Consider the following 22,101-nt stretch of genomic DNA (forward strand, 5'->3'; position numbering starts at 1 on the left):
GGCACCTGGCACCTGCAACGGCGCCGGCTCCTGGTCGAGCGGCCGAGGACTGAGGACTACGGCGCCAGGCCGAGCGGGCCGAGGACCCGCTCGGCCTCGTGCCGGTCCGCCGCCCGCATCGCCCGGACGAGGGCGGCGGAACCACCCGGCCAGGCGGCGGCCGCCGTGTCGAAGGCGGCACGGCGGGACTCCAGGGGCCCCTTCTTGGCGGGCAGCGCGTCGAGCACGAACAGCGCCCGTGCCGAGATCCCCACCTGGATCAGGTCGGAGGGCTCTCCCCGCGCGCGGAGGGCCTGATGGGCGTACGCGCCGATCACCGGGTCGCGAAGGGTTCCGCGCAGGGCCTCCGGCGGGGCGGCGGCGGTGTCGAGGACGGCGAAGAGCCCACGGGTGGCGGCGGCGTCCGCGGTGCCGGCGTGGACGGTGCCGAGGGCGGCAAGCAGGTGCGACCAGGCGTCGGCGGAGTCCCCGCGCGCGTGGAGCCAGTCGGCGAGCACGCGCGAGGCCACGCACGTCGGCCAGCCCACGGCGGCGGCCACCGCCTCGGCGGCCGGCCACGCCCTGGCCTCGGCGGCGTCGGGGGCGGCGATCCCGCGTACCCCGAGGAGATAGCGGACGACCCCGGCACCGCGCGGGGTGAGCCCGAAGGCGTCGCCGGAGCGGAAGACCAGGCCCGTGGCGGCGAGTCGGTCGACGACGGCTGCGAGGTCACGGGCGGGGCCCTTGAGCCGGTCCCGGTCGGTCTCCGTCAGATCGGCCGTCCCGAGGAGCCGTACGAGCTCGGTGACGGGCGGAACGAGGTGCGAGGCCGCGGACGCTTCTTCCGGCACCGCCGCCGGCACGGGTACGGGCAGGTCCTCCACGGCCGGATCGACGGCCCAGTCCTCGTACTCGGCGGCCTTGCGGGCGACGGACTCGGCCGAGCAGCCGCGCCGGTAGACCACGTACAGCAGATGCGGAGCCTCGCCCCCGTAGGGCTCGAACTCCTCCTCGGACAGCTCCTCGACGGCCGCGATGAGGGTGTCGGCGTCCTCCTCGACCGGCCCTGCCTCGATCGCGGGCGGCGGGGGCACGGGGACGGCGATGTCGCCGTAGTGGTCGAGGTGCTCGTCCAGCAGGGCGTCGGCCAGGACGAGGTGGGGGAAGTCGTCTGGCCCGGGCGCGAAGCGCGCGTACGGCCCGGCGAGCTGCTCCGCGAGCCCGGCGGCGGTCCACCGGTCCTGGAGCGCGGCGGCCACCTGTCCGATGCCGGTCGCGACGGCGTGGTCGGTGAGCAGCGGCCCGGCGGCGGGCGGCGCCTCGGCGTCCCGTACGTACGCGCGCGTGAGGGCCTCGGCGAGCAGGACGTCGGCGAGGGCCGTACGCCCCATGAGGTCGGCCCGGTGCACCCCGTCGGGCAGGGGCGCCCCGTCGAGGGCGGCGAGCCTGCGCCGTACGTCCTCGGGGTCGGCGAGGTCGGCGCCGCAGGTGCGCAGGAGCGAGGCGTACCACCGGTGCCAGGTCAGGTTCCCCGGGTCGGTCATGGCCCGCTCGAAATCACCGGCGGCCTCCCGGACGGCCACGGCGACCTGTTCGCCCCGGCCTCCGTCGAAGCGCGCCGCGAGCCGGCCGACCACGGCGGGATAGACGGCGAGCGCCCCGGGCGGCACGTACACGAACGTCGGCAGGTCCTCGACGAGCAGCTGCCGTACGAGCCCGGGTGTCGGCTCGGGCACCCCCGACTCCCGGTCGGCCCCCCGGAGGGCGAGGAGACCCAGCACCGCCTCGGCGGCACGCACGAAAACGGGATCGCGGCGCTCGGGTGCTCCGTCGAGGAAGCTGTCGAGCCCGGTGTTGGTGAGAACGGTCTCGGCCACGCTTCCCAGGGTAGTTCGGCGGGGGACGAATCGGACGTACGACGCAGGGGGCGGGGGCGGGAAATCGCTTGCGTCACGGGCGTCTCCGCAGGGCGCGGACGACCTGGGCCATGTGCTGGATGTGACCCGCGCGCAGCCAGACGCCCGGGCCGCCGACGCCCTCGGTGCCCCGTCCGGTGGCGCAGGAGAGGAGCCAGCGTTCCCCGTCGCTGAAGCCGTCCCCCCGGAAGCCCTCCGCGTGGACGATCTCCCCGGCCTGCGCGCGGACCGCGTCCGCGTGGTCGGGCCCTCGGGTGGGCACGCGCGCGAGGAGGAACGTGCGCTCGGCGGTGTACCGCACGATGCCCCACGGCGAGCCGCCGTCGGCCTCGACCGGCCGGTCGTGGCTTCCGGGGTGGTCGGCGCCGTAGTCGCCGTAGACGACGTGCTCCGCCGGGCGGTCGGGTCCGTCGACGAGCATGTGCCAGACGTCCCAGTCGAATCGCTCCGCCTCCACGAGCGGTGCCCCGTAGTCCGCCGGGCAGGCGAGAGGGAAGGAACCGGCGAGCAGGACGACCGTTCGCCAGGGGTGGAGGGGGCCGAGCAGGGTCAGGGCGCGCTGCGCCCACTTCTCGGCGGGGCGGTGCTCGTCGACGACGGCTCCCAGGTCGAGCAGCAGGTCCACCGGGCAGTGGGCGAAGGCGATCCGGTGCAGCAGACGACCGACCTCGTCCCCCAACCCCTCGTCGGGCAGCCGGGTCAGGAACACCCGGACGCCGAGACCGCTGCCGCTCAGGCGGGCGGCCTCGGCGCAGGCCGTCTGCTGCTCGACGGCACGCTCGACGCCCGTCACGGGCCGGAGCGCGGTCGCCGCCGGCGTCTGCCGGAAGCCGGGAGCGAGGTGCGCCACCTCGTCCTCCACGTGGAAGACGTCGACCCAGGCGGGTCGGCCCCGCTGCACGGTCTCGATGCGGTGCAGCGCGGACCCGAGGTGGGCGGCGAGGGCGGCGGGGTCGGGGTCGAGCGGGTGGGACGGCCGGCGGCCCATGGTGCGGACCCGTCCGACCCGGGGCGGAACGACCCACAGCGGCGTCACGCACGCGCGTACCCGGTGCGGCAGACGGTCGTACGCGTCGAGCGCGCTCCGCCGCGCGGGCAGGGCGGGTACGTAGAGCGGCTCGTCGAAGGGGTCGCCGAGCGGGTCGTCGAACGGGGCGTTGAGCGCGTCGTCGAGCGGATGGCGGAGCGGATGGCGGAGCGGATGGCGGCGTGGATCGTGGCGTGGAGCGTGGTGCGGATCGTGGTGCGGATCGGACAACGGCTCGAACATCGGCGCCCCCCAGCGGCCCGCTGCATCCCCTGCTTCGCAGGGTGAGGGGCCGCGGTGCGCGGCGAAAGGGGGCGATTCCGGCCAATCCGTGGGCCGGTCCGCCGCGCCGTCAGCGCACCACCACCGTCCGGGGTGCCGAGAAGTCGCCCCAGGTGCCGTCCGGGAGTCGGGCGCGGAGCGTGACGGTGTAGCGGGTGCCCGGGGGGTCCTGGACCGGGAAGGTGTAGGCGGCGCGGCCGGGGGGTGGGGCGGTGCCCCAGATGACGGTGGTGGCGAACCTGCCGTTGAGGTGGAGCTCGTGGTGGGTCACCGGGGCGCCCGTGTCCGGCGGGGTCCAGGTGACGGTGATCTCGCCCTCGGCCGCCGTCGCGGTGAGGCGGGTGGGGGCGGTGTTCGCGGGCGCGCCCGGGGACGGTGCCGTGGTGAGGTCGGCGGGGGTGCTGTCCGGGGAGGAGTTCTCGGCGGCGTCGCGGGCGCGGACGGTGAACGCGTAGGCGGTGCCGGGGCGCAGGCCGGTGACGTGGGCGGTGGTGGCGGTGCCGGGCACGGTGTGGATGCGGGTGTCGGCCTGGTAGACGTCGTACGCGGTGACCTTGGTGTCGTCCTTGGCGGCGGACCAGCGGAGGGTCACGGCGCGGCTGCCGTCGGGGGTGGCGCGGAACGCGGCCGGCGTGGTGGGGGGCGTGTGGTCCTCGGCGGCGGCGCGGAGGGTGGTCGCGGTGACGGTGGCGCTCGGGGGCGAGACGTTGCCGGCGGCGTCCCGGGCCCGGACGGTGAAGCGGTGCGGGGTGGCGGGGGCGAGGCCGACCACGTCGGTCATCAGGGTGGTGGCGGGGAGGTCCTTGACCTTGCGGTCCTCGCTGTAGACCGCGTACCCGGTGACGGCCCGGTCGTCGGTGGCCGCGCTCCACATCACATGGACCGTACTGGCGCTGCCCGCCGCCGCGGTGACGCCGGAGGGGGCGGTGGGGGCGCGGGTGTCCTTGACCTCGGGAACGGCGGCGCCGGAGCACCCGGCGAGAGTGAGCGTCAGCGTGAGCGCGAGGGCAGTCAACAGGCTTGCGGCGAGCGGGCGTTGCACGGGCCGGCCTCCGTCCGTCGAAAAGGTCCAGACCTATATCGCACAGTCGGACCGGGCTCGGCAAGGGGGCGTTGTCAGTGGCGTGCGCTTCACTGAGAACATCACTCTCCGTAGTCGAATCTGGGGGAATCATGACGGACCGTACGACCTATGTGAGCCACGCCGGGGTACGCCGCCGCGGCTGGACCGACACGATGGTGCGGGAGCTGCTCGGTACACCCGATGTGCAGGGCCGCGACCCGCGTCGCTGGTCCCCCGCGCCCCTGCGGCTCTACCTCCTGGCGCGGGTCGAGACGGTGGAGCGGACACCCGAGTTCGCCGAGACGTCGGCGCTCTCACCGGCCCGCTCCTCGGCCGCCGCGGCCTATGCCGAGCGGCGCCGGGCCGCCGTCCTGGCCACGATCCGCGTGGAACCGATCGAGGTTCCCCTGGTCCCCGGGCCCGAGCTGGAGCGGCGGGCGGTCCGGCACCGGCAGCTCCTGGGCGCGCGCAGTCCCGGAACAGCACCGGGAGAGGGGGCTGCGGCCGGCGCGCTCGTGCGGTGGCAGGTGAGCTACCTCCGGCACGCCCTCGCGCGGTACGAGGCGCTGCTCGACGGCCTGTACGGGGAGACCGGGCGCGGCGAGGCCGAGCGGCTGCTGCGGCGACGGCTGTACGAGGCGATCGGCGCCGCGTATCCGGCGCTGGCCCAGGAGTGCCGCCGCAGGATCGCGGTGGAGCGGTGAGCGGGGGCGCGGCCGGGCGGGGTCATCGTCGGGCGAGTCGGAGCGCGGCCGGGCGCGGTCATCGTCGGGTGAGCCGGAGCGCGAACGGGCTCCGTCATCCCCGTCACCGGAGTCCGGGCGTGCCGCCCGCCGGGCGTCACCGCCGCAGCAGGTGCGCGAGCGCCCGGCATGCCGCCGGGATCGGGGCCACGATCCTGACCGCGCACCGGGTGCGGAGCTCCTCCGCCGCGTCGCCCAGCGGGCCGCCGCCGATGACGACCGCCCGTGCCCCGTCACGCTCCACGCACGCGCGGACCGCGCGCTCCAGTTCGTCGAGGAGCGACTCCGGGCGGTCGGAGAGGTGTTCGGGGCCGCCCGCCGTCAGGCGGAGGCCCGTGTACCGGTCGGCGAGGCCCAGGGCCGTCACATGGCCCGCGATGGCCTCGGCCAGGAGCGGTGTCGTGGTGGCGATGCCGAAGGGGGTTCCGCCGGCGGCCGCTTCCCGGAGGGCCGCCTCGCCCAGGCCCACCACGGGCACGCCGGTGGCCGCGCGCAGCTCCGCCGCGCCCGGGTCGCCGAAGGCGCCGACGAGGAGGGCCGCGCAGTCGCCGGCGGCCGTGACGCGGAGGCCCGCGGCGACGACCTCCCGGGCGGCGGCGTCCAGCGCGGCGGGATCGGTGAGCATGCGCGGGCCCCGGGCCACCGTCACGCCGCGGACGGGGAAGGCGCCGCCCAGGGTGCGCCGGGCGAGGGCGGTCATCATCGCGGTCGTGGCGGTGGAGGTGTTGGGGTTGATCAGCACCACGGCCCCGGGCCCCGCGGCGTGCGCGGGGACCGGGGCGTGCGGTGGGGCAGCGGGCGGGTTCAGTGGACGTGCGCCGCCTTCGCCGTGTGGCTGCCGGAGATCTCCTCGCCGGGCTCCATCGGCGCGGTGACGTCGTCGTCGTCCCGGCCCCGGCCCAGGTGGTTGAAGACCACGTTGAGCAGGACGGCCGCGACGCAGCCGGTCGAGATGCCCGAGTCCAGGATGATCTTCGCCGTCTCCGGGAAGGCGTGGTAGAACTCCGGCGCGGTGATCGGGATGATGCCGACGGCCAGCGAGACGGCCACGATGAGGACGTTGTTGTCCTTCTCGAGGCCGGCCTTGACCAGGGTCTGGATGCCGCTGGCGGCGACCGAGCCGAAGAGGACGACGCCCGCGCCGCCGAGGACCGGCCGGGGGACGACCGAGATCAGCGAGGCGGCGACCGGCGAGAGGCCCATCAGGACCAGGAAGCCACCGCCGCAGGCGACGACGAAGCGGCTGCGGATCCTGGTCATGGCGACCAGGCCGATGTTCTGCGCGAAGGCGCTGCACATGAAGCCGTTGAAGAGCGGGCTGATCGCGGAGCCGAGGGTGTCGGCGCGCAGTCCGGCCGCGATGGTCTTCTCGTCCGCGGGCCGGTCGACGATCTCGCCGAGGGCCAGCATGTCGGCGGTCGACTCGGTCATGGAGACCAGCATGACCACACACATCGAGATGATCGCGGCGAGGGCGAACTGCGGGCCGCCGAAGTGGAACGGCGTCGGGAAGCCGAGGATGTCCGCGTCCGTCACCGGGGAGAAGTCGGTGACGCCGAACGGTATGGCGATGAGGGTGCCGATGACGAGGCCCAGGAGGACCGCGATCTGCTTGACGAAGCCGCGGGTGAAGCGGCGGAGCAGGAGGACGACGACGAGCGTGATGCCGGCGAGCGTGAGGAACGTGGTCGAACCGTAGTCCTCGGCCGCGGGGTTGGGCCCCTGGGCCCAGCCGAAGGCGACCGGCAGGAGGGAGACGCCGATGAGGGTGATCACGGTGCCGGTGACGACCGGTGGGAAGAACCGCACGAGCCGGGAGAACCAGGGGGCGGCGAGGAAGCCGAGAAGGCCGGCGACGATGATCGCGCCGAAGATCACGGGGAGCGCGTCGGCCTTGTCGTCGGTGGTGTCGACGATGGCGAGCATCGGCGCGACACCGGCGAAGGTGACGCCGTTGACGAAGGGGAGCCGGGCGCCGATCTTCCAGACCCCGAGCGTCTGGAGGAAGGTCGCGAGCCCCGCGGTGAAGAGGCTGGCGCCGGTCAGGAAGGTGAGTTCGGTGCCGGAGAGGCCGACGGCCGCTCCGACGATCAGGGGCGGGGCGACAACCCCCGCGTACATGGCGGCCACATGCTGGAGGCCGCTGGTGAGCATCTTCAGTGGGGGCAACGTCTCGTCGACCGGATGCGTCTCGCGGTCGTCGGGGGCGGAGCCTGCGTCTTGTGCATTGCGAACCTGGGGCTTGGCGGCCACGGCGGTTCCTCCGGTCGGTTACACGTCGGCGGTGACGCGGGGTTCAGGGAGGTGGTGCGATGCGGTGCGGGGTGCAGGAGGTGCGGCTCGTTGCGGGGTGGTGCGGGGGTGGTGCGGTGCGCGCGCGGGGAGTCGGCGTCGCGGGGACGGATGCCCGGTGGGGGTGCGGGCGGACATCACCGTCCCGGGAGGCGCCGTACGTCTTCTGCGTACGGCACCTCCCGGTCGGGCTGCCGCGGACCCCGCTCGGGTCCGCGGCGACCGACCGAGGGCCGTCCCCCTCGGTCGGACTCCATGGGGAGGGTCAGCCCTGGGCCGCGATGCGGGCCAGACGCTGGGCCTCCGCGCGCGCGTCGCGCGCGATGGTGTCCTCGTCGACGGTGAGCAGTCGGTTGTTCTCGACGATCTGCTTGCCGTTGACGAAGGAGGCCGTGACCGGGGCCGCCGCGCCGAAGACGATGGCGGTGACCGGGTCGGCGATCGTGGAGTGGCCGAGGCCGTCGATCTTCCACAGGACGAAGTCGGCGAGCTTGCCGGCCTCGAGGGAGCCGATGTTGTCGGCGCGGCCGAGGACCTGGGCGCCGCCGTAGGTGCCGAGGCGCAGGGCCTGGCGGGCGTTGAGCGCGGACTCGCGGTGGGCGCCGAGCCGGTTGATGAGGAGCGCGTTGCGCAGCTCGGTGTGGAGCTCGCCGGACTCGTTGGAGGCGGTTCCGTCGACGCCGAGGCCGACGGGTACGCCCGCCTTCAGCATGTCGGGGACGCGGGCGATGCCGGCGGCGAGACGCGCGTTGGACGAGGGACAGTGCGCCACACCGGTCTTGGTGCGGGCGAAGGCCGCGATGTCGGAGTCGTTCATGTGGACGCAGTGCGCCATCCACACGTCCTCGCCGAGGAAGCCGGTGGACTCGAAGTAGTCCGTCGGGCCCATGCCGAACAGCTCGTGGCAGAACTTCTCCTCCTCCACGGTCTCCGAGCCGTGGGTGTGCATGCGCACACCGAGGCGACGGCCGAGCGCGGCGCCCTCCCGGAGGAGTTCGGTGGAGATGGAGAAGGGCGAGCAGGGGGCGACGGCGACCTGGGTCATCGCGTCGAAGGAGGCGTCGTGGAACTTCTTCACCGTCTCCTCGGTCGCGGCGAGCGCGCCCTCGGTGGTCTCGACGGCGAAGTCCGGCGGCAGGCCGCCGTCCTTCTCGCTGCGGTCCATGGAACCGCGGGCGAGGGTGAAGCGGACGCCCATCTCGGAGGCGGCGCCGATGATGGCACCGGACAGGTCACCGGAGTTCACCGGGTACACGTAGTGGTGGTCCATGGCGGTGGTGACACCGCCGCGGGCCATCATGGCCAGCGAGCCCTGCGCCGCGGCGCGCACCATCTGCTCGTCGATCCGCGCCCAGGTCGGGTAGAGGGCGACGAGCCAGTTGAAGAGGTTGTGGTCGGTCGCCAGGCCCCGGGTGATCCACTGGTAGAAGTGGTGGTGGGTGTTGACGAGACCGGGCGTGACGAGATGGCCGGTGGCGTCGATGCGCCGGACCACGTTCTCCAGGCCCTCGGGAGCCTTGCCGGCGCCGATGGACTCGATCTTGTTGTCCGCGACGACGAGGTAGCCGGAGGCGTACTCGGTGTCGTTCGCGTCGACGGTCGCGATCGCCGCGTTCTCGATGACGATGCGCTGGGCTGCCGAAGGTGCTGCCATGGCGGTGCTTCCTTCATTCCTCGGGGGTGGTGTGGGCACGGCAGGACCCTAGGAGGATTTGAGTGCCGGAGCCGTGTGACGGCTCCGGGTGCCGAGATGGTGGAAGAACAGATTCAGCAGGACGGCGACAAGCGCGCCGGCGCTGATGCCGGAGCCGAGCACGGTCTGTGCCCAGGCGGGGAACTCGGCGTAGAAGGTGGGCGCGGCGAGCGGGATGATGCCCGCTCCGAGCGCGACGGCCACCAGGATGATGTTGGAGCTGTCGTCGAGTCCGGCTTCCGACAGGGTACGGATGCCGCTGACCGCGATCGAGCCGAAGAGGACGATGCCGGCGCCGCCGAGGACGGGCATCGGGACCATGGAGACGACGGCGCCGAGCACCGGGAAGGCGCCGAGGACCAGCAGGGCGCCGCCGGCGACGGCGACCACGTACCGGGAGCGCACCCGGGTCAGCGAGACGACGCCGACGTTCTGGGCGAAGGCCGAGGTCGGGAAGCCGCCGAAGACGGGGCCGATCAGGGTGGCGATGCCGTCGGTGCGCAGTCCGCGGGTGATGGTCCGGCCGTCGCTGCGCCGCTCGCAGATCTCGCCGAGGGCGAGCATGCCGGCGCTGGACTCGGTCATCAGGACCAGCATCACGATGCACAGGGAGAGGATCGCGGCGGGCTGGAACTCGGGGGCACCGAAGGCGAAGGGGGCGGGCAGGGCCGCGACGGGTGCCTCGCGCAGGGCGGTGAAGTCGGCCATCCCGAAGGGGATCGCGGCGAGGGTGCCGATGAAGAGGCCGAGCAGCAGGGCGATCTGCTTGACGAAGCCCTTGCCGAAGCGCTGGAAGAGCAGGATGACGACGAGGGTGAAGCCGGCGAGTGCCAGGTACTTCATGGCGCCGAAGTCGGCGGCGTTCCGGTCGCCGCCCTGCGCCCAGCCGACGGGCACGGGCATCAGGGTGACCCCGATGAGGGTGATGACGACGCCGGTGACGAGCGGCGGGAAGAAGCGCAGGAGCCTGCCGAAGAAGGGTCCGACGGCGAGGCAGAATACTCCGGCGACCATCACCGCGCCGTAGATGGCGGGGAGTTGGTGGCCCGGGGCGCTGGTCTCGGCGATGGCGAGCATCGGCGCGATGCCGGCGGAGGAGGCCGCGTTGACGAACGGCAGCCGGTTGCCGGCGAAGCCCCGGACGCCGAGCGTCTGCAGGATGGTGGCGCAGCCGGCGATGAGCAGGCTGGCGGCGATGAGCCGGGTCATCCCGGCGGCGTCGAGGCCGACCGCCTGACCGATGATGAGCGGAGGGGTGACGACGCCGGCGTACATCGCGGCGATGTGCTGGAGTGCCGCGGGGACGAGCCGCGAGGCGGGGAGCTTTTCGTCCACCGGGTGGACCTGGTCGGTCGTGTCCGGCGGGGTGGAACACGGGCCTTCGGCGGATGCCGGCCCCTTTGCTGGCTGTGCCATGGGAATCCCTCCGGTCCGGCGCGGCCCCCGCCCGACTGCGGGCGGGCGGGGGCCGGTCACGCGGACGCCGCTTAGAGGTTGGTCATGTCGACCGGGATCTGCGCCGTGGCTCCGTCGCGGAGGACGGTGGCCTCGATGAGGCCGTACATGCGGTCGGCGGCGTAGTAGACCTCGTTGTCGTTCTTGAGGCCGAAGGGCTCGAGGTCGACCAGGAAGTGGTGCTTGTTCGGGAGCGAGAAGCGGACTTCGTCGATCTCCGAGCGGTGGTTGATGATGCGCGTGGCCATCTGGTACAGCGTCTGCTGGAGGGAGTACGAGTACGTCTCCGAGAAGGCCTCGAGCATGTGCTTCCTGGTCTGCTCGTAGGACCGCTCCCAGTTGGGCATGCGCTGCTCGTCGTCGGTCCAGTTGAACCGCCAGCGGGCGGACACCTGCGTGGCCAGGATGCGGTCGTACGCCTCCTGGAGCGTCGTGTACTGGTCCTTGATGTAGCCCCAGAACTCCGAGTTGGTGGAGTTCATGACGACGAGGTCCTTGAGGCCGGAGATGACCTCCCACGTGGCACCGTCGTAGGTGATCTGGGTGACGCGGGTCTCCTGGCCCTTGCGGGCGAAGGAGTGGTTGACCTCGTCGGCGCCGATGAACTTGGAGTTCGCCTCCGAGGACGCGATGCGCTCCCAGGAGTACTCCTCGATCCGGATGCGCGCCTTCTTGATCGGCTCCTGGCTCGTCACGAAGTGGCGGGCGAGGTGGATGCCGAACTGCTCGGCGGACTCGATGCCGTACTCCTTGGCGAACGCGAAGATGGTGTTCTTCGTCGTGTCGGTGGGGAGGCAGTGGGCGTTGGAGCCGGTGAGGTGGACGTCGTCGAGGTCGCCGGAGAGGGCGACGGAGACGTTCAGGTCCTTGATGTGGTGGGTGTCGCCGTCCCGCGTGATCTTGACGACGCGGTTCTCTGCTTTGCCGTACTGGTTCTGGCCGAGAATCGTGGGCATGTCTGCTAGCTCCCTCGGTATACGGAGTAGCCGAACGGGTTGAGCAGCAGCGGTACGTGATAGTGCTCGCCCGGCGTGACGGCGAACGTGATCGCCACCTCCGGGAAGAACGCACCGCTGTCCCTTACGCGGGGGGCGTCCTGCTGCGCCTCGGCTTGCTTCTTGGAACTGTGTTCATTGGAGAAATACGACTCGACCTCGAAGTCGAGGCGTACGTGGGTGGTGCCCTCCGGCAGCGCCGGCAGGTCCTTGCAGCGCCCGTCCGCGTCGGTGGCGGAGCCGCCGAGTGCGACCCACTCCGCGTCGAAGCCGCTGCGGGCCGCGAGCGTGATGGCGACGCCCTCGGCGGGGCGGCCGATGCTGGTGTCCAGGATGTGCGTGGACACCGAGGCCGTGGTGTCGGTGCTCATGCGGAGCTCTCTTCCTCGGAGGTCTCTACGAGACGGGTCAGCCGGATGCGGTTGATCTTGCCCAGTTCGGTGCGGACGATCTCCCGCTCCTCCTCGGGCGAGTTGCCGATCCGCTGCCGGAGCGCGTCGCGCATCTGCTCGCCGGTCCGGCCGGTGGCGCAGATGAGGAAGACGTGTCCGAACGTGTCCTGGTAGGCCAGGTTGAGTTCGAGCATCTCGGCCTTGAGCTCCGCGGAGGCGCCGGCCATCCCGCTCTGTTCGCGGGAGGAGGTCGGGTCCCCGGCCTTCGGACGACCGATCGGCGGGTGCCCCGCCATCGCCTCGGCCAGGTCCTCGGCGCTCAGCTCGGCCATGGCGGCGTCGCTGGCGAGGAAGAGAGCTTCGGCGGTGGTGTACGGGCGCTGGGCGAGGATTTCGCTCCCCCACGCCGAACTGGAACACACCTCGTGGAGCGCGGCGAGGGCCTCGCTGTCCGCGGAGGTGTTGAACCGGGTGAGGCCCGGTGTCGTACCTGAAGTCACGGGAAGCCTCCGTGGCTGTTTTTCGCTGTGCGTCGGACGGGCTGCGGATAGCTAACGCCCTCCGCAACACAACGTCAACACTTTGTTGAAAACTCGGCCATACAAAAGCCGTCGTCCCGACATCCGGACGACGGCTTGTGGCCACACATGATCAACTACTCGCCCTTGGCGGCCTTTTCCCTGCTCAGAGCGGTCTCCCTGTTCAGGTAGTTGTACACGGTGAAGCGACTGACACCCAGTGCACCCGCCACCGTCTCCACTCCATGGCGTACCGCGAAGGCCCCGCGCGCCTCCAGGAGACGGACGACCTCCTGCTTGGCCTTGCGGTCCAGTTCGGCCAGCGGCATCCCGTGCCGCCGCTCCATCGCCACGAGGATGTGATCGAGGGATTCGGACAGCTGCGGCAGCCGTACGGCGAGCACGTCCTCTCCCTCCCAGGACAGGACGACGTCGTCGGCCTCCGCCTGCGCGGGGACGAGCAGCTCGGCGCCCATGGCGTCGACCAGCGGCTTCACCGCAGTGATCAGAGGGTGCTCGTTCACTTCTCGCCCTCCCCGAGCACATTGACCTGGAGCGAGACGCGCGTGGCCCCGGCCGCGAGCGACTTGCGGAGCAGCGCGTCGACGGCGGTGAGCACCTCGTCGGCGCCCCCTTCCGCCGTATTGCCGAAGGGGCCGACGTCGACCGCGTCCAACTGAGCCGACTGGATGACCTCACGGGCCACGACCGCGTGCGCCGGCGCCTCGTCGAGGTCGAACGGCTCGGTCGTGAACTCCACTCTCAAACGCACCATGGCCCCACGCTACGGCCCCACTCCCGTCTACGGGAGCCCCGGACCTGCGGCGACCTCTTGACAAGCGGCTCCCCCGCCTTGCAACATTCCGTCAGACAGAAACTTACTTCCGCGATACGGAAGGAGCGCCGCCCCTCATGGGATACACGGACCAGCGCTTCGATGTGAACCTGTCGATCCTCTTCACGGAACTCCCGCTCCTGGAGCGCCCCGCGGCCGCCGCCGCGGCGGGCTTCACCGCGGTCGAGCTGTGGTGGCCCTGGATCGACACCGCCACCCCCGAGCAGAGCGAGCTCGACGCCCTCAGGAAGGCTCTTGAGGACGCCGGCACCCAGCTGGTGGGCCTGAACTTCTACGCCGGGCAGCTCCCCGGCCCGGACCGCGGAGCCCTCTCCGTACCCGGGGACGAGTCGGACCGCTTCCGCGCCAACATCGAGGTGGCCGCCGACTTCGCCGCCTCGGTCGGCTGCAAGGCGCTCAACGCGCTCTACGGCAACCGCGTCGAGGGCGTCGACCCGCAGATCCAGGACACCCTCGCCCTGGAGAACCTGGTCCTGGCCGCCCGTGCGGCCGACCGGATCGGCGCGATCCTCCTCGTCGAGACCCTCAACAAGCCGGAGTCGCCGCTCTACCCGCTGGTGAGCGCCCCCTCCGCGATCGAGGTCATCGACAAGGTCAACGCGGCGACCGGGCTCGGCAACGCCAAGTTCCTCCTCGACATCTACCACCTGTCGATGAACGGCGAGGACGTCGGCCAGGTCATCGCGGAGTACGCGGCCAAGACCGGCCACGTCCAGATCGCGGACAACCCGGGCCGTGGCGCGCCGGGCACCGGCGACCTGCCGCTCGAGCAGCTCCTCGACGAGCTGAAGAAGGCCGGTTACGACGGCTGGATCGGCCTGGAGTACAAGGCCGCCGACGCCGCCGCTTCCTTCGAGTGGCTGCCCGTCGAGGCCCGCCCGGCTCGCTGACGCAGGCCCCCTCCCCGTACCACCTTGTTTTGAGAGGCACCCTCACCATGAGCAGCAACCTCGCTGATTCTTCCCAGCCCACCCGCCCGGCGATTGCCTGGATCGGCCTCGGCATCATGGGCTCCCCCATGGCCGAGAACCTGCTGAAGGCCGGCTACTCGGTCACCGGCTTCACCCTTGAGCAGGACAAGCTGGACCGGCTCGCCAAGGCCGGCGGCACCTCCGCCTCCTCGATCGCCGAGGCCGTCAAGGACGCCGACGTCATCATCACGATGGTGCCCGCGTCCCCGCACGTCGAGGCCATCTCGTACGGCCCCGAGGGCATCCTGGAGAACGCCAGGCAGGGCGCGCTGATCATCGACATGTCGTCGATCACCCCGCAGACCTCGGTAGACCTCGCCAAGAACGCCAAGGAGAAGGGCATCCGCGTCATCGACGCGCCCGTCTCCGGCGGCGAGGCCGGCGCCATCGAGGCCGTGCTCTCGATCATGGTCGGCGGCGAGAAGGCCGACTTCGACGAGGCCCTCCCGGTCCTCGAGGCCCTCGGCAAGACCATCGTCCTCTGTGGCCCGCACGGCTCCGGCCAGACGGTGAAGGCCGCCAACCAGCTGATCGTCGCGGTCAACATCCAGGCCTGCGCCGAGGCCGTGGTCTTCCTGGAGAAGTCCGGTGTGGACCTCCAGGCCGCCCTCGACGTCCTCAACGGCGGTCTGGCCGGCTCGACCGTGCTGACCCGCAAGAAGGACAACTTCCTGAACCGGGACTTCAAGCCCGGCTTCCGGATCGACCTGCACCACAAGGACATGGGCATCGTCACCGACGCCGCCCGCAACGTCGGTGCGGCCCTCCCGGTCGGCGCGGTCGTCGCCCAGCTCGTGGCCTCGCTGCGCGCCCAGGGTGACGGCGGCCTGGACCACTCGGCCCTGCTGCGCGCCGTCGAGCGCCTCTCCGGCCAGCAGGTCTGAGCCGACGCCCCCGTGTGCGGGGGCCCCAGATTTCCGGTCGGTGGCGGCGCTGACAACTGTCCTGTCGCGCCCAGGCGCCGCCGCCGACCGGAACACCACACTTCCTTTTCAACAAACTGTTGACGTCGCGTTCGAGCCGAATCTACGCTCCTCGCACCCGCCAGCAGAGCTCCCGTACGGAAGGTCACGATGTCGAAGCGCGTGCTTACGACCGAGTCCGGCGCCCCCGTCGCCGACAACCAGAACTCCGCCACCGCCGGCGTCGGTGGCCCTCTCCTCCTCCAGGACCAGCACCTGCTGGAGAAGCTCGCGCGCTTCAACCGTGAGCGGATCCCGGAGCGTGTGGTGCACGCCCGCGGCTCCGGCGCGTACGGCTACTTCGAGGTGACCGACGACGTCACCGGCTTCACCAAGGCGGACTTCCTCGGCGAGGTCGGCAAGAAGACCGAGACGTTCATCCGCTTCTCCACCGTGGCCGACTCGCTCGGTGGCGCGGACGCCGTCCGCGACCCGCGCGGCTTCGCGCTGAAGTTCTACACCGAAGAGGGCAACTACGACCTCGTCGGCAACAACACCCCGGTGTTCTTCATCAAGGACCCGATCAAGTTCCCCGACTTCATCCACTCCCAGAAGCGCGACCCCTTCACGGGCAAGCAGGAGGCGGACAACGTCTGGGACTTCTGGGCCCACGCCCCCGAGGCCACCCACCAGATCACCTGGCTCATGGGCGACCGCGGCATCCCGGCCTCGTACCGTCACATGAACGGCTACGGCTCGCACACCTACCAGTGGACCAACGAGGCGGGCGAGGCCTTCTTCGTCAAGTACCACTTCAAGACGAACCAGGGCATCCGCTCCCTCTCCGCCGACCAGGCCGCCGAGCTCGTCGGCAAGGACGCGAACTCGCACCAGACCGACCTGCTGCAGGCGATCGAGCGCGGTGTGAACCCGTCCTGGACCCTGTACGTCCAGGTGATGCCGGCCGCCGAGGCCGCGGACTACCGCTTCAACCCCTTCGACCTCACCAAGGTGTGGCCGCACAGCGACTACCCGCTGCAGCGCGTGGGCCGTCTGGTCCTCGACCGCAACCCGGACAACGTCTTCGCCGAGGTCGAGCAGGCCGCGTTCTCGCCGAACAACTTCGTCCCGGGCATCGGCCCCTCGCCGGACAAGATGCTCCAGGGCCGCCTCTTCGCCTACGCGGACGCCCACCGCTACCGCCTCGGCGTCAACCACACCCAGCTCGCGGTGAACGCCCCCAAGGCGACCGTCGCAGAGAACTACGGCCGGGACGGCGCCATGGCCACCCGCCAGGGCTCGCGCCACGACAAGAACTACGAGCCCAACTCGTACCAGGGCCCGGCCCAGACCGACGCGGCGCTCTCCGCCCCGCTCGCGATCCACGGCTGGACCGGCACCCACGAGGCGCCGCAGCACACCAAGGACGACGACTTCTTCCAGGCCGGCGAGCTCTACCGCCTGATGTCCGAGGACGAGAAGAAGCGTCTGGTCGCCAACATCGCCGGCGGCCTGTCCCAGGTGTCCCGCGAGGACGTCATCGAGAAGAACCTCGCGCACTTCGCCGCCGCCGACGCGGACTACGGCAAGCGCGTGGCCGAGGCCGTCAACGCCCTGCGCGAGGACTGACCGACCAGCACCACCCAGACTGCGTACGGCACCTGACGGGAGGTCAGTGCCGTACGTGGTCCGGATCGCCGACCCGGATGAGGGGTGGCCGGTGATCCGGACAAGCGTGAGGACCGCGGCGGCGCCGAGCCAGTGCGGTGGTAAGGGCGCCGATCCCCCTTCTTGACCTGAAAGAAGGGGAGCACCGGCCGCCCGTCGGCACCGCCGCGGTCCCAACGCCCCCTCCCCGGCGATTCCCTCCCGAGGGAATCCTCCTGAGGGAATCCCCCAGACTCCGCCCGGCGGCGCGAACGTCCTGTCGCGCCAGCCTCGTGCCGTCGGGCGGTCACAAGCGGAGAGCGCGGAACCAGGTTTACGGTCCCTGGTTCCGCGCTCTTCTCTGTGCGTACGACTCCGCCAGCGCATCGTTTCTGCGGTGAAGATCCGCACCCGCTCGGAGGAGCGCACCGCGATTCGGGGCCCCCGCACCCGCTCGTCGGCGCTATCCACTCGTACATGATCAAGAACCTGTTGCGCGGGCTCACCCCGCTCGCCCTCATCCTGTCCCCGCTCGCCGTCACCTCCCCCGCCCTCTCCGCGAACGTCGTGATGCTGCCCGACGCACTCGCCGAGCTCACCGAGGCGTCGGAGGACCCGGACGGCTTCACGGCGAGCGCGTTCCCCCACTGGAACGCCGGTCTCGACGCGACGGACGGCTGCGACACCCGCTCCGAGGTCCTGCTCGCCGAGGCCGTCGACGCGCCCACCACCGGTACCGGCTGCGCGCTGACCGGGGGCCGCTGGACCTCGTACTACGACGGCCAGAGCGTCTCCGACCCGGCAACGCTCCACGTCGACCACCTCGTCCCGCTCGGCGAGGCCTGGGAGTCGGGGGCGTCCGGCTGGACCGCGTCCCGGCGCGAGCGGTTCGCGAACGACCAGGGCGCGACCGCGACCCTCGTCGCCGTCACCGCCCGCAGCCGACAGGACAAGGCGGGACGGGACCCGGCCGACTGGGTGCCCTCGGACGCCGCCCAGTACTGCCGCTACGTGGGCGAGTGGGTGTCCACCAAACTGCGCTGGGGCCTGTCGGCCGACAAGGACGAGGCGGAGGCGCTCAAGCTGTTCGCCGACGGTCCGTGCGAGGAGACGGTCGTGATCCGCTCGGCGACACCGAAGTAGGCCCCTGCGCCCTCCCCTCGGCCCGTGCCAGCGAGTACGTCACGGTGAGCGAGGCGAGGGCGAGGAGCACCATCCCCGTGCGCGGTGACGTGTACTGGGCGAGGGTGCCGGCGAGCGCCGCGCTCACCCCCTGGAGCGCGAGCATCCCCGAGGTGTGAAGGCCGAGGGCGTGACCGCTCAGTTCCTCCGGCACCAGGGCCATCAGCCGCTCCTGGTGCAGAAGGCTCGCCGCGTACCCGCTCGCCGAGACCGTCACCGCGAGGACGGCGAGCGGCAGGGCCGGGTCGAGGACGAACACCAGGAACGGGACCGCGAGCAGCGCCTGCAGCGGGAACCGGATCCGCCCCCGCAGCCGTGCCGGCAGGAAGCGCCCGACGGCGGTGTCCCCGGCCAGCATCCCGAGCGCGGCGCAGGCGAAGAGGAGCCCGGCGCGCTCGGGGTCGTACGGCACGAAGAGCGACTCGCAGCCCACGATCAGCCCGTTGGGGATCCAGAGGGCCAGATAGGCGCGGCGGCGCGCGGGCGAGGACAGCAGCCGCCGGTTGGTGCGCCAGGTCTCGCCGACCGAGGCCCGGCCGGCGGCGCGGGGCGGGCGCGCCCCGAGGCCGAGGCGGGCGAGGAGCGCGGCGGCGAGGTAGAGGCCGGCGCCGACGAGGACCGTGCCCCGCGGCGAGAACAGGGCGATCAGGAGGCCGCCGGTCGCGAAGCCGCCGATCTGGCAGACGCCGACGGCCATGTTCGTCACCGAGCGGCCGAGGAGGAAGTCCTCGCGGGCGAGGATCTCGTTCAGGAGGCCGTGTCGCACGCCGCCGCCGAGCGAGGCGGCGAGCCCCTCGGCGAGCAGGATGACGAAGACCGCCCAGGTCGGCAGCCCGGGAACCGCGAGGACGGCGGTGCCCAGGGCGAAGAAGAGCGCGATCCCGGAGATCGCGGCGCGCGGCGGCAGCCGGTCGGCGGCCGAGAGCAGGGTGGTCGCGCCGATCAGCTGGGCGAGCGAGGGTCCGAAGAGGGCGAGCGCGGAGAGGAGCGGGGAGCCGGTCGCGCGGAACACGAGCGTGGCGAGCCCGAGCCCGACGAGCGTCTGCGCGGCGGTGTGGACGGCGCCCGTGAGGAAGAGCGGGGTGAACTCGGGGGTACGGAAGAGGTCGCGGTAGCGGGGCATGCGGGGAGTCTCGGACGCGGGCGACGGCCTCGGTAGTGTTTCGCGCAGTGGCGAAACGACGGGGCGCGGCATGGGCTGGTGGCAGATCGGCACGGACTCCCTCGCCGGGAGCAGATTCGTCGTCTCCCCGCTCGCCGAGGCGATCGCGGCCCTCAAGACCCTGCACGCGGCGGCCGACGGGCACGGGTCCGGTGCCCATCCGGGCGAGCGCGCCTGGCTGGCCGCCCAGCTGTCCGCGTACCGGTTGCGCCTCGCCGCCGAGCCGCTCGACGCGCTGCTCGTACGGGCGGCCATCGGCCCCACCTGGAACGCCGACTTCCTGACGCCGACGCCGACGGGCGATCGCGAGCGGTCCTTCGAGGAGGAGGTCGCGGCGGTCCGTGAGGCCGAACCCGCCGACGCGATAAACCAGTTGGAGGTCGCGGTCGGCGGACCCGTACCGGAGCCGCTGCGGTCGGCGACGGACCTGCCGCGGCGCATGGCGGAGGTCCTGGACTGGGTGTGGCGGGAGACGGTGCTGCCCGACTGGCCGCGCCGCCGCCGGATCCTGGAGGCCGATGTGGTGGCCCGGACGGCCCGGTTGGCCCGGGACGGCTGGGCGGCGGCGCTCGACGAGCTGTCCCCGGGGAGGATGCGCTGGCTGGGCGACGGGCGGCTCCAGGTCAACCCCCGGGCGTATCCGCCGCGTTCGGTCGACGGCGGCCGGCTGCTGTTCGTCCCGGTGACCCCCGCCACGGGCTGGGTCTCCTGGGAGGGCACGGAACGGTTCGCGGTGGTCTACCCGTGCGCGGGCGTCCTGGCGGACCAGTCGGGCCCCGTCGCGCCCCGGGCGCTCGGGGCGTTGCTCGGCACGGCGCGCGCGGGGGTTCTCGTACGACTCGAATCCCCCACGTCCACCAGCCAGTTGGTGGCGCTCACCGGGCAGGGACTCGGCTCGGTGGGGCGGCATCTGAAGGTGCTGCTCGACGCCGGGCTCGTACGGCGGGGACGGGCGGGCCGGTCGGTGCTGTACGAGTGGACGGAGGCGGGCGCGGTGCTGGTGGCGGCACAGGGAGACCCCCGCCCCGGTGCTCCTCGGGGCGGGGGTCGGTCCCTCTGACGAGGGGGACGATCAGACCTTGAGGGCCTTGATCGCGGTCGGCGCGTGGCCGGGCTCGGTGGCCAGCTCCTCGAACTCGGTGACATCGCTCATGTCGACCGTCTTGCTCATCGCGATGTTGGTGATGCGCTCCAGGATGGCCTCGACGACGACCGGGACCTGGTGCTCGACGGCCAGCTTCTTGGCCTCCTCGAACGCCTCGCCCAGCTTGTCGGGGTCGGTGACGCGGATCGCCTTGACGCCCAGGCCCTCGGCGACCTTGACGTGGTCGACGCCGTAGACGCCGATCTCCGGGGTGTTGATGTTCTCGAATTCGAGGTTGACCTCGAAGTTGATCCCCAGGCCGCCCTGCGCCTGACGGATCAGGCCCAGGTAGGCGTTGTTCACCAGGACGTGGACGTAGGGGACCTTGTGCTGGGCGGCGACCGCCAGCTCCTCGATCATGAACTGGAAGTCGTAGTCGCCGGAGATGGCGACGATCGGGGTCTCCGGGTCCGCGGTGGCGGCACCGATGGCGGCCGGGATGGTCCAGCCGAGCGGACCGGCCTGGCCGCAGTTGATCCAGTTGCGCGGCTTGTAGACGTGCAGGAACTGGGCCGCGGCGATCTGGGAGAGACCGATGGTGGTGACGTAGCGGGTCTCCGGGCCGAAGGCCTTGTTCATCTCCTCGTAGACGCGCTGCGGCTTCAGGGGGATGTTGTCGAAGTGCGTACGGCGCTGGAGGCTCGCCTTGCGCTCCTGCGCGGAGGCCGCCCAGGCGGAGAAGTCGGGGAGCCTGCCCGCGGCCTTGAGCTCCTTGGCGATCTCGACGAAGAGTTCGAGCGCGGCCTTGGCGTCGGAGGCGAAGCCGAAGTCCGGGGCGAAGATCTTGCCGATCTGGGTGGGCTCGATGTCGACGTGGACGAACTTCCGGCCCTTGGTGTACGCGTCCAGGTTGTAGCCGGTGTGGCGGTTGGCCCAGCGGTTGCCGACGCCGAGGACGAAGTCCGACTCCAGGAAGGTCGCGTTGCCGTAGCGGTGCGCGGTCTGGACGCCGACCATGCCGGCGGCCAGCTCGTGGTCGTCCGGGATGGCACCCCAGCCCATCAGGGTGGAGATGACCGGGATGTTCGTCAGCTCGGCGAACTCGACCAGCAGGTCGGATGCGTCGGCGTTGATGATGCCGCCACCGGCGACGATCAGCGGGCGCTCGGACTCCAGGAGGAAGTTCAGGGCCTTCTCGGCCTGGGCGCGGGTGGCGCGCGGCTTGTAGACCGGCAGCGGCTCGTACGTCTCCGGGTCGAACTCGATCTCGGTCAGCTGGACGTCGATCGGCAGGTCGATGAGGACCGGGCCGGGACGGCCGGAGCGCATCAGGTGGAAGGCCTCCTGGAAGACGCCCGGGACCTGAGCGGCCTCCAGGACCGTGGTGGCCTTCTTGGTGACCGGCTTGGCGATCGAGGCGATGTCGACGGCCTGGAAGTCCTCCTTGTGGAGCTTCGAGACCGGAGCCTGACCGGTGATGCACAGGATCGGGATCGAGTCGGCGATCGCCGAGTACAGGCCGGTGATCATGTCGGTGCCGGCGGGGCCGGAGGTACCGATGCAGACACCGATGTTGCCGGCCTTGGCACGGGTGTAGCCCTCGGCCATGTGGGACGCGCCCTCGACGTGGCGGGCCAGCGTGTGGCCGATGCCGCCGACGTTCTTGAGCTCGCGGTAGAAGGGGTTGATCGCCGCGCCGGGCACGCCGAACGCGGTGGTGACGCCTTCGCGCTTGAGGATCTCAACGGCCGCTGCGGCGGCGGTCATACGAGGCATGGGAGTGCTCCTGCTTCGGCCGGGCGGATCCAAGCCCACCGGTCGGCTAGGGAGCCCGGAGCGACTTGTTTCCGTAATGCGGAAATACTGTTCTGCTATACGGAAGCAATGTAGGTCGGGGTCCGGAGAACCGTCAAGAGAAGTCCGACCGGCGGGATCACGGAAG

20 protein-coding genes are annotated in these 22,101 nt (G+C 71.7%); 6 read left to right on the forward strand and 14 right to left on the reverse strand.

The window, feature by feature from the left end; all coding sequences use genetic code 11:
* Positions 1-56 precede the first annotated feature (56 nt).
* From E0F75_RS33875 to E0F75_RS33885, 3 genes are all read right to left on the reverse strand, one after another.
* The gene (locus E0F75_RS33875) at positions 57-1,856 is read right to left on the reverse strand and encodes a hypothetical protein (protein ID WP_229314800.1); all 1,800 of its coding nucleotides are present in this window, start codon (positions 1,854-1,856) and stop codon (positions 57-59) included.
* A 73-nt stretch (positions 1,857-1,929) separates the two neighbouring features.
* Positions 1,930-3,165, reverse strand: a complete 1,236-nt coding sequence (locus E0F75_RS33880) for a beta family protein (RefSeq protein WP_229314801.1) — start codon at positions 3,163-3,165, stop codon at positions 1,930-1,932.
* 109 nt (positions 3,166-3,274) lie between these two features.
* Positions 3,275-4,246, reverse strand: a complete 972-nt coding sequence (locus E0F75_RS33885) for a fibronectin type III domain-containing protein (RefSeq protein ID WP_229314802.1) — start codon at positions 4,244-4,246, stop codon at positions 3,275-3,277.
* Positions 4,247-4,377: 131 nt separating this feature from the next.
* Here E0F75_RS33885 and E0F75_RS33890 point away from each other — a divergent pair, with 131 nt between their 5' ends.
* Complete coding sequence (locus tag E0F75_RS33890) at positions 4,378-4,971, forward strand: hypothetical protein (protein ID WP_229314803.1); 594 nt, start codon at positions 4,378-4,380, stop codon at positions 4,969-4,971.
* A 136-nt stretch (positions 4,972-5,107) separates the two neighbouring features.
* Here E0F75_RS33890 and E0F75_RS33895 read toward each other — a convergent pair whose 3' ends face one another.
* The 9 genes from E0F75_RS33895 to E0F75_RS33935 all read right to left on the reverse strand — a co-directional run bounded on the left by E0F75_RS33895 (position 5,108) and on the right by E0F75_RS33935 (position 13,127).
* A complete protein-coding gene (locus E0F75_RS33895; RefSeq protein WP_229314804.1) occupies positions 5,108-5,755 on the reverse strand; it encodes an aspartate/glutamate racemase family protein in 648 nt (215 codons plus the stop codon).
* A gap of 59 nt (positions 5,756-5,814) precedes the next feature.
* Positions 5,815-7,263, reverse strand: a complete 1,449-nt coding sequence (locus tag E0F75_RS33900) for a nucleobase:cation symporter-2 family protein (RefSeq protein ID WP_374115481.1) — start codon at positions 7,261-7,263, stop codon at positions 5,815-5,817.
* A 304-nt stretch (positions 7,264-7,567) separates the two neighbouring features.
* Positions 7,568-8,956, reverse strand: coding sequence for an 8-oxoguanine deaminase (locus E0F75_RS33905; protein WP_229314805.1), 1,389 nt, complete (start codon positions 8,954-8,956; stop codon positions 7,568-7,570).
* A 48-nt stretch (positions 8,957-9,004) separates the two neighbouring features.
* Complete coding sequence (locus E0F75_RS33910) at positions 9,005-10,411, reverse strand: nucleobase:cation symporter-2 family protein (RefSeq protein WP_229314806.1); 1,407 nt, start codon at positions 10,409-10,411, stop codon at positions 9,005-9,007.
* A gap of 71 nt (positions 10,412-10,482) precedes the next feature.
* Positions 10,483-11,406, reverse strand: coding sequence for a factor-independent urate hydroxylase (pucL, locus tag E0F75_RS33915; protein ID WP_030323851.1), 924 nt, complete (start codon positions 11,404-11,406; stop codon positions 10,483-10,485).
* Positions 11,407-11,411: 5 nt separating this feature from the next.
* The gene (gene uraH / locus E0F75_RS33920) at positions 11,412-11,816 is read right to left on the reverse strand and encodes a hydroxyisourate hydrolase (protein WP_229314807.1); all 405 of its coding nucleotides are present in this window, start codon (positions 11,814-11,816) and stop codon (positions 11,412-11,414) included.
* Positions 11,813-12,337, reverse strand: a complete 525-nt coding sequence (uraD, locus tag E0F75_RS33925) for a 2-oxo-4-hydroxy-4-carboxy-5-ureidoimidazoline decarboxylase (protein ID WP_229314808.1) — start codon at positions 12,335-12,337, stop codon at positions 11,813-11,815. The genes uraH and uraD overlap by 4 nt, the downstream gene beginning before the upstream one ends.
* A gap of 155 nt (positions 12,338-12,492) precedes the next feature.
* The gene (locus E0F75_RS33930) at positions 12,493-12,831 is read right to left on the reverse strand and encodes a helix-turn-helix domain-containing protein (protein ID WP_229314890.1); all 339 of its coding nucleotides are present in this window, start codon (positions 12,829-12,831) and stop codon (positions 12,493-12,495) included.
* Between the two features lie 44 nt (positions 12,832-12,875).
* Positions 12,876-13,127, reverse strand: coding sequence for a thiamine-binding protein (locus tag E0F75_RS33935; protein WP_229314891.1), 252 nt, complete (start codon positions 13,125-13,127; stop codon positions 12,876-12,878).
* Positions 13,128-13,267: 140 nt separating this feature from the next.
* Between E0F75_RS33935 and E0F75_RS33940 the strand changes: the two genes are divergently transcribed.
* From E0F75_RS33940 to E0F75_RS33955, 4 genes are all read left to right on the forward strand, one after another.
* Positions 13,268-14,101 (forward strand): TIM barrel protein, encoded by an 834-nt coding sequence (locus E0F75_RS33940; protein WP_229314809.1) that lies wholly within the window; start codon positions 13,268-13,270, stop codon positions 14,099-14,101.
* Between the two features lie 47 nt (positions 14,102-14,148).
* Positions 14,149-15,066: a 2-hydroxy-3-oxopropionate reductase gene (locus tag E0F75_RS33945; protein ID WP_229314810.1), complete on the forward strand. Its 918-nt coding sequence runs from the start codon at positions 14,149-14,151 to the stop codon at positions 15,064-15,066.
* Between the two features lie 189 nt (positions 15,067-15,255).
* Positions 15,256-16,713, forward strand: coding sequence for a catalase (locus E0F75_RS33950; protein ID WP_229314811.1), 1,458 nt, complete (start codon positions 15,256-15,258; stop codon positions 16,711-16,713).
* Positions 16,714-17,208: 495 nt separating this feature from the next.
* Positions 17,209-17,874 carry an HNH endonuclease family protein gene (locus E0F75_RS33955; protein ID WP_229314812.1) on the forward strand — a complete coding sequence of 222 codons (666 nt, stop codon included), beginning with the start codon at positions 17,209-17,211 and terminating at the stop codon, positions 17,872-17,874.
* On the opposite strand, the gene E0F75_RS33960 is transcribed toward E0F75_RS33955, so the two are convergent.
* Positions 17,810-19,036: an MFS transporter gene (locus E0F75_RS33960; protein WP_229314813.1), complete on the reverse strand. Its 1,227-nt coding sequence runs from the start codon at positions 19,034-19,036 to the stop codon at positions 17,810-17,812. The two genes, E0F75_RS33955 and E0F75_RS33960, sit on opposite strands and share 65 nt — an antisense overlap.
* A 70-nt stretch (positions 19,037-19,106) precedes the next feature.
* Here E0F75_RS33960 and E0F75_RS33965 point away from each other — a divergent pair, with 70 nt between their 5' ends.
* Positions 19,107-20,135, forward strand: a complete 1,029-nt coding sequence (locus E0F75_RS33965) for an ArsR family transcriptional regulator (protein ID WP_229314814.1) — start codon at positions 19,107-19,109, stop codon at positions 20,133-20,135.
* 12 nt (positions 20,136-20,147) lie between these two features.
* Here E0F75_RS33965 and gcl read toward each other — a convergent pair whose 3' ends face one another.
* Positions 20,148-21,926 (reverse strand): glyoxylate carboligase, encoded by a 1,779-nt coding sequence (gene gcl, locus E0F75_RS33970; RefSeq protein WP_229314892.1) that lies wholly within the window; start codon positions 21,924-21,926, stop codon positions 20,148-20,150.
* Positions 21,927-22,101 lie beyond the last annotated feature (175 nt).

This window comes from Streptomyces sp. CB02980, assembly GCF_014451325.2.
Lineage (GTDB): Bacteria > Actinomycetota > Actinomycetes > Streptomycetales > Streptomycetaceae > Streptomyces.

What these genes read in the sequence shown, in the direction of transcription:
- E0F75_RS33910 (WP_229314806.1), bottom strand. Translation starts at nt 10,411, where the DNA reads ATGGCACAGCCAGCAAAGGGGCCGGCATCCGCCGAAGGCCCGTGTTCC.
- E0F75_RS33965 (WP_229314814.1), top strand. Translation starts at nt 19,107, where the DNA reads ATGGGCTGGTGGCAGATCGGCACGGACTCCCTCGCCGGGAGCAGATTC.
- E0F75_RS33890 (WP_229314803.1), top strand. Translation starts at nt 4,378, where the DNA reads ATGACGGACCGTACGACCTATGTGAGCCACGCCGGGGTACGCCGCCGC.
- gcl (WP_229314892.1), bottom strand. Translation starts at nt 21,926, where the DNA reads ATGACCGCCGCCGCAGCGGCCGTTGAGATCCTCAAGCGCGAAGGCGTC.
- E0F75_RS33955 (WP_229314812.1), top strand. Translation starts at nt 17,209, where the DNA reads ATGATCAAGAACCTGTTGCGCGGGCTCACCCCGCTCGCCCTCATCCTG.
- E0F75_RS33940 (WP_229314809.1), top strand. Translation starts at nt 13,268, where the DNA reads ATGGGATACACGGACCAGCGCTTCGATGTGAACCTGTCGATCCTCTTC.
- E0F75_RS33960 (WP_229314813.1), bottom strand. Translation starts at nt 19,036, where the DNA reads ATGCCCCGCTACCGCGACCTCTTCCGTACCCCCGAGTTCACCCCGCTC.
- E0F75_RS33945 (WP_229314810.1), top strand. Translation starts at nt 14,149, where the DNA reads ATGAGCAGCAACCTCGCTGATTCTTCCCAGCCCACCCGCCCGGCGATT.
- E0F75_RS33950 (WP_229314811.1), top strand. Translation starts at nt 15,256, where the DNA reads ATGTCGAAGCGCGTGCTTACGACCGAGTCCGGCGCCCCCGTCGCCGAC.
- E0F75_RS33905 (WP_229314805.1), bottom strand. Translation starts at nt 8,956, where the DNA reads ATGGCAGCACCTTCGGCAGCCCAGCGCATCGTCATCGAGAACGCGGCG.
- pucL (WP_030323851.1), bottom strand. Translation starts at nt 11,406, where the DNA reads ATGCCCACGATTCTCGGCCAGAACCAGTACGGCAAAGCAGAGAACCGC.
- E0F75_RS33930 (WP_229314890.1), bottom strand. Translation starts at nt 12,831, where the DNA reads ATGGGCGCCGAGCTGCTCGTCCCCGCGCAGGCGGAGGCCGACGACGTC.
- uraH (WP_229314807.1), bottom strand. Translation starts at nt 11,816, where the DNA reads ATGAGCACCGACACCACGGCCTCGGTGTCCACGCACATCCTGGACACC.
- E0F75_RS33880 (WP_229314801.1), bottom strand. Translation starts at nt 3,165, where the DNA reads ATGTTCGAGCCGTTGTCCGATCCGCACCACGATCCGCACCACGCTCCA.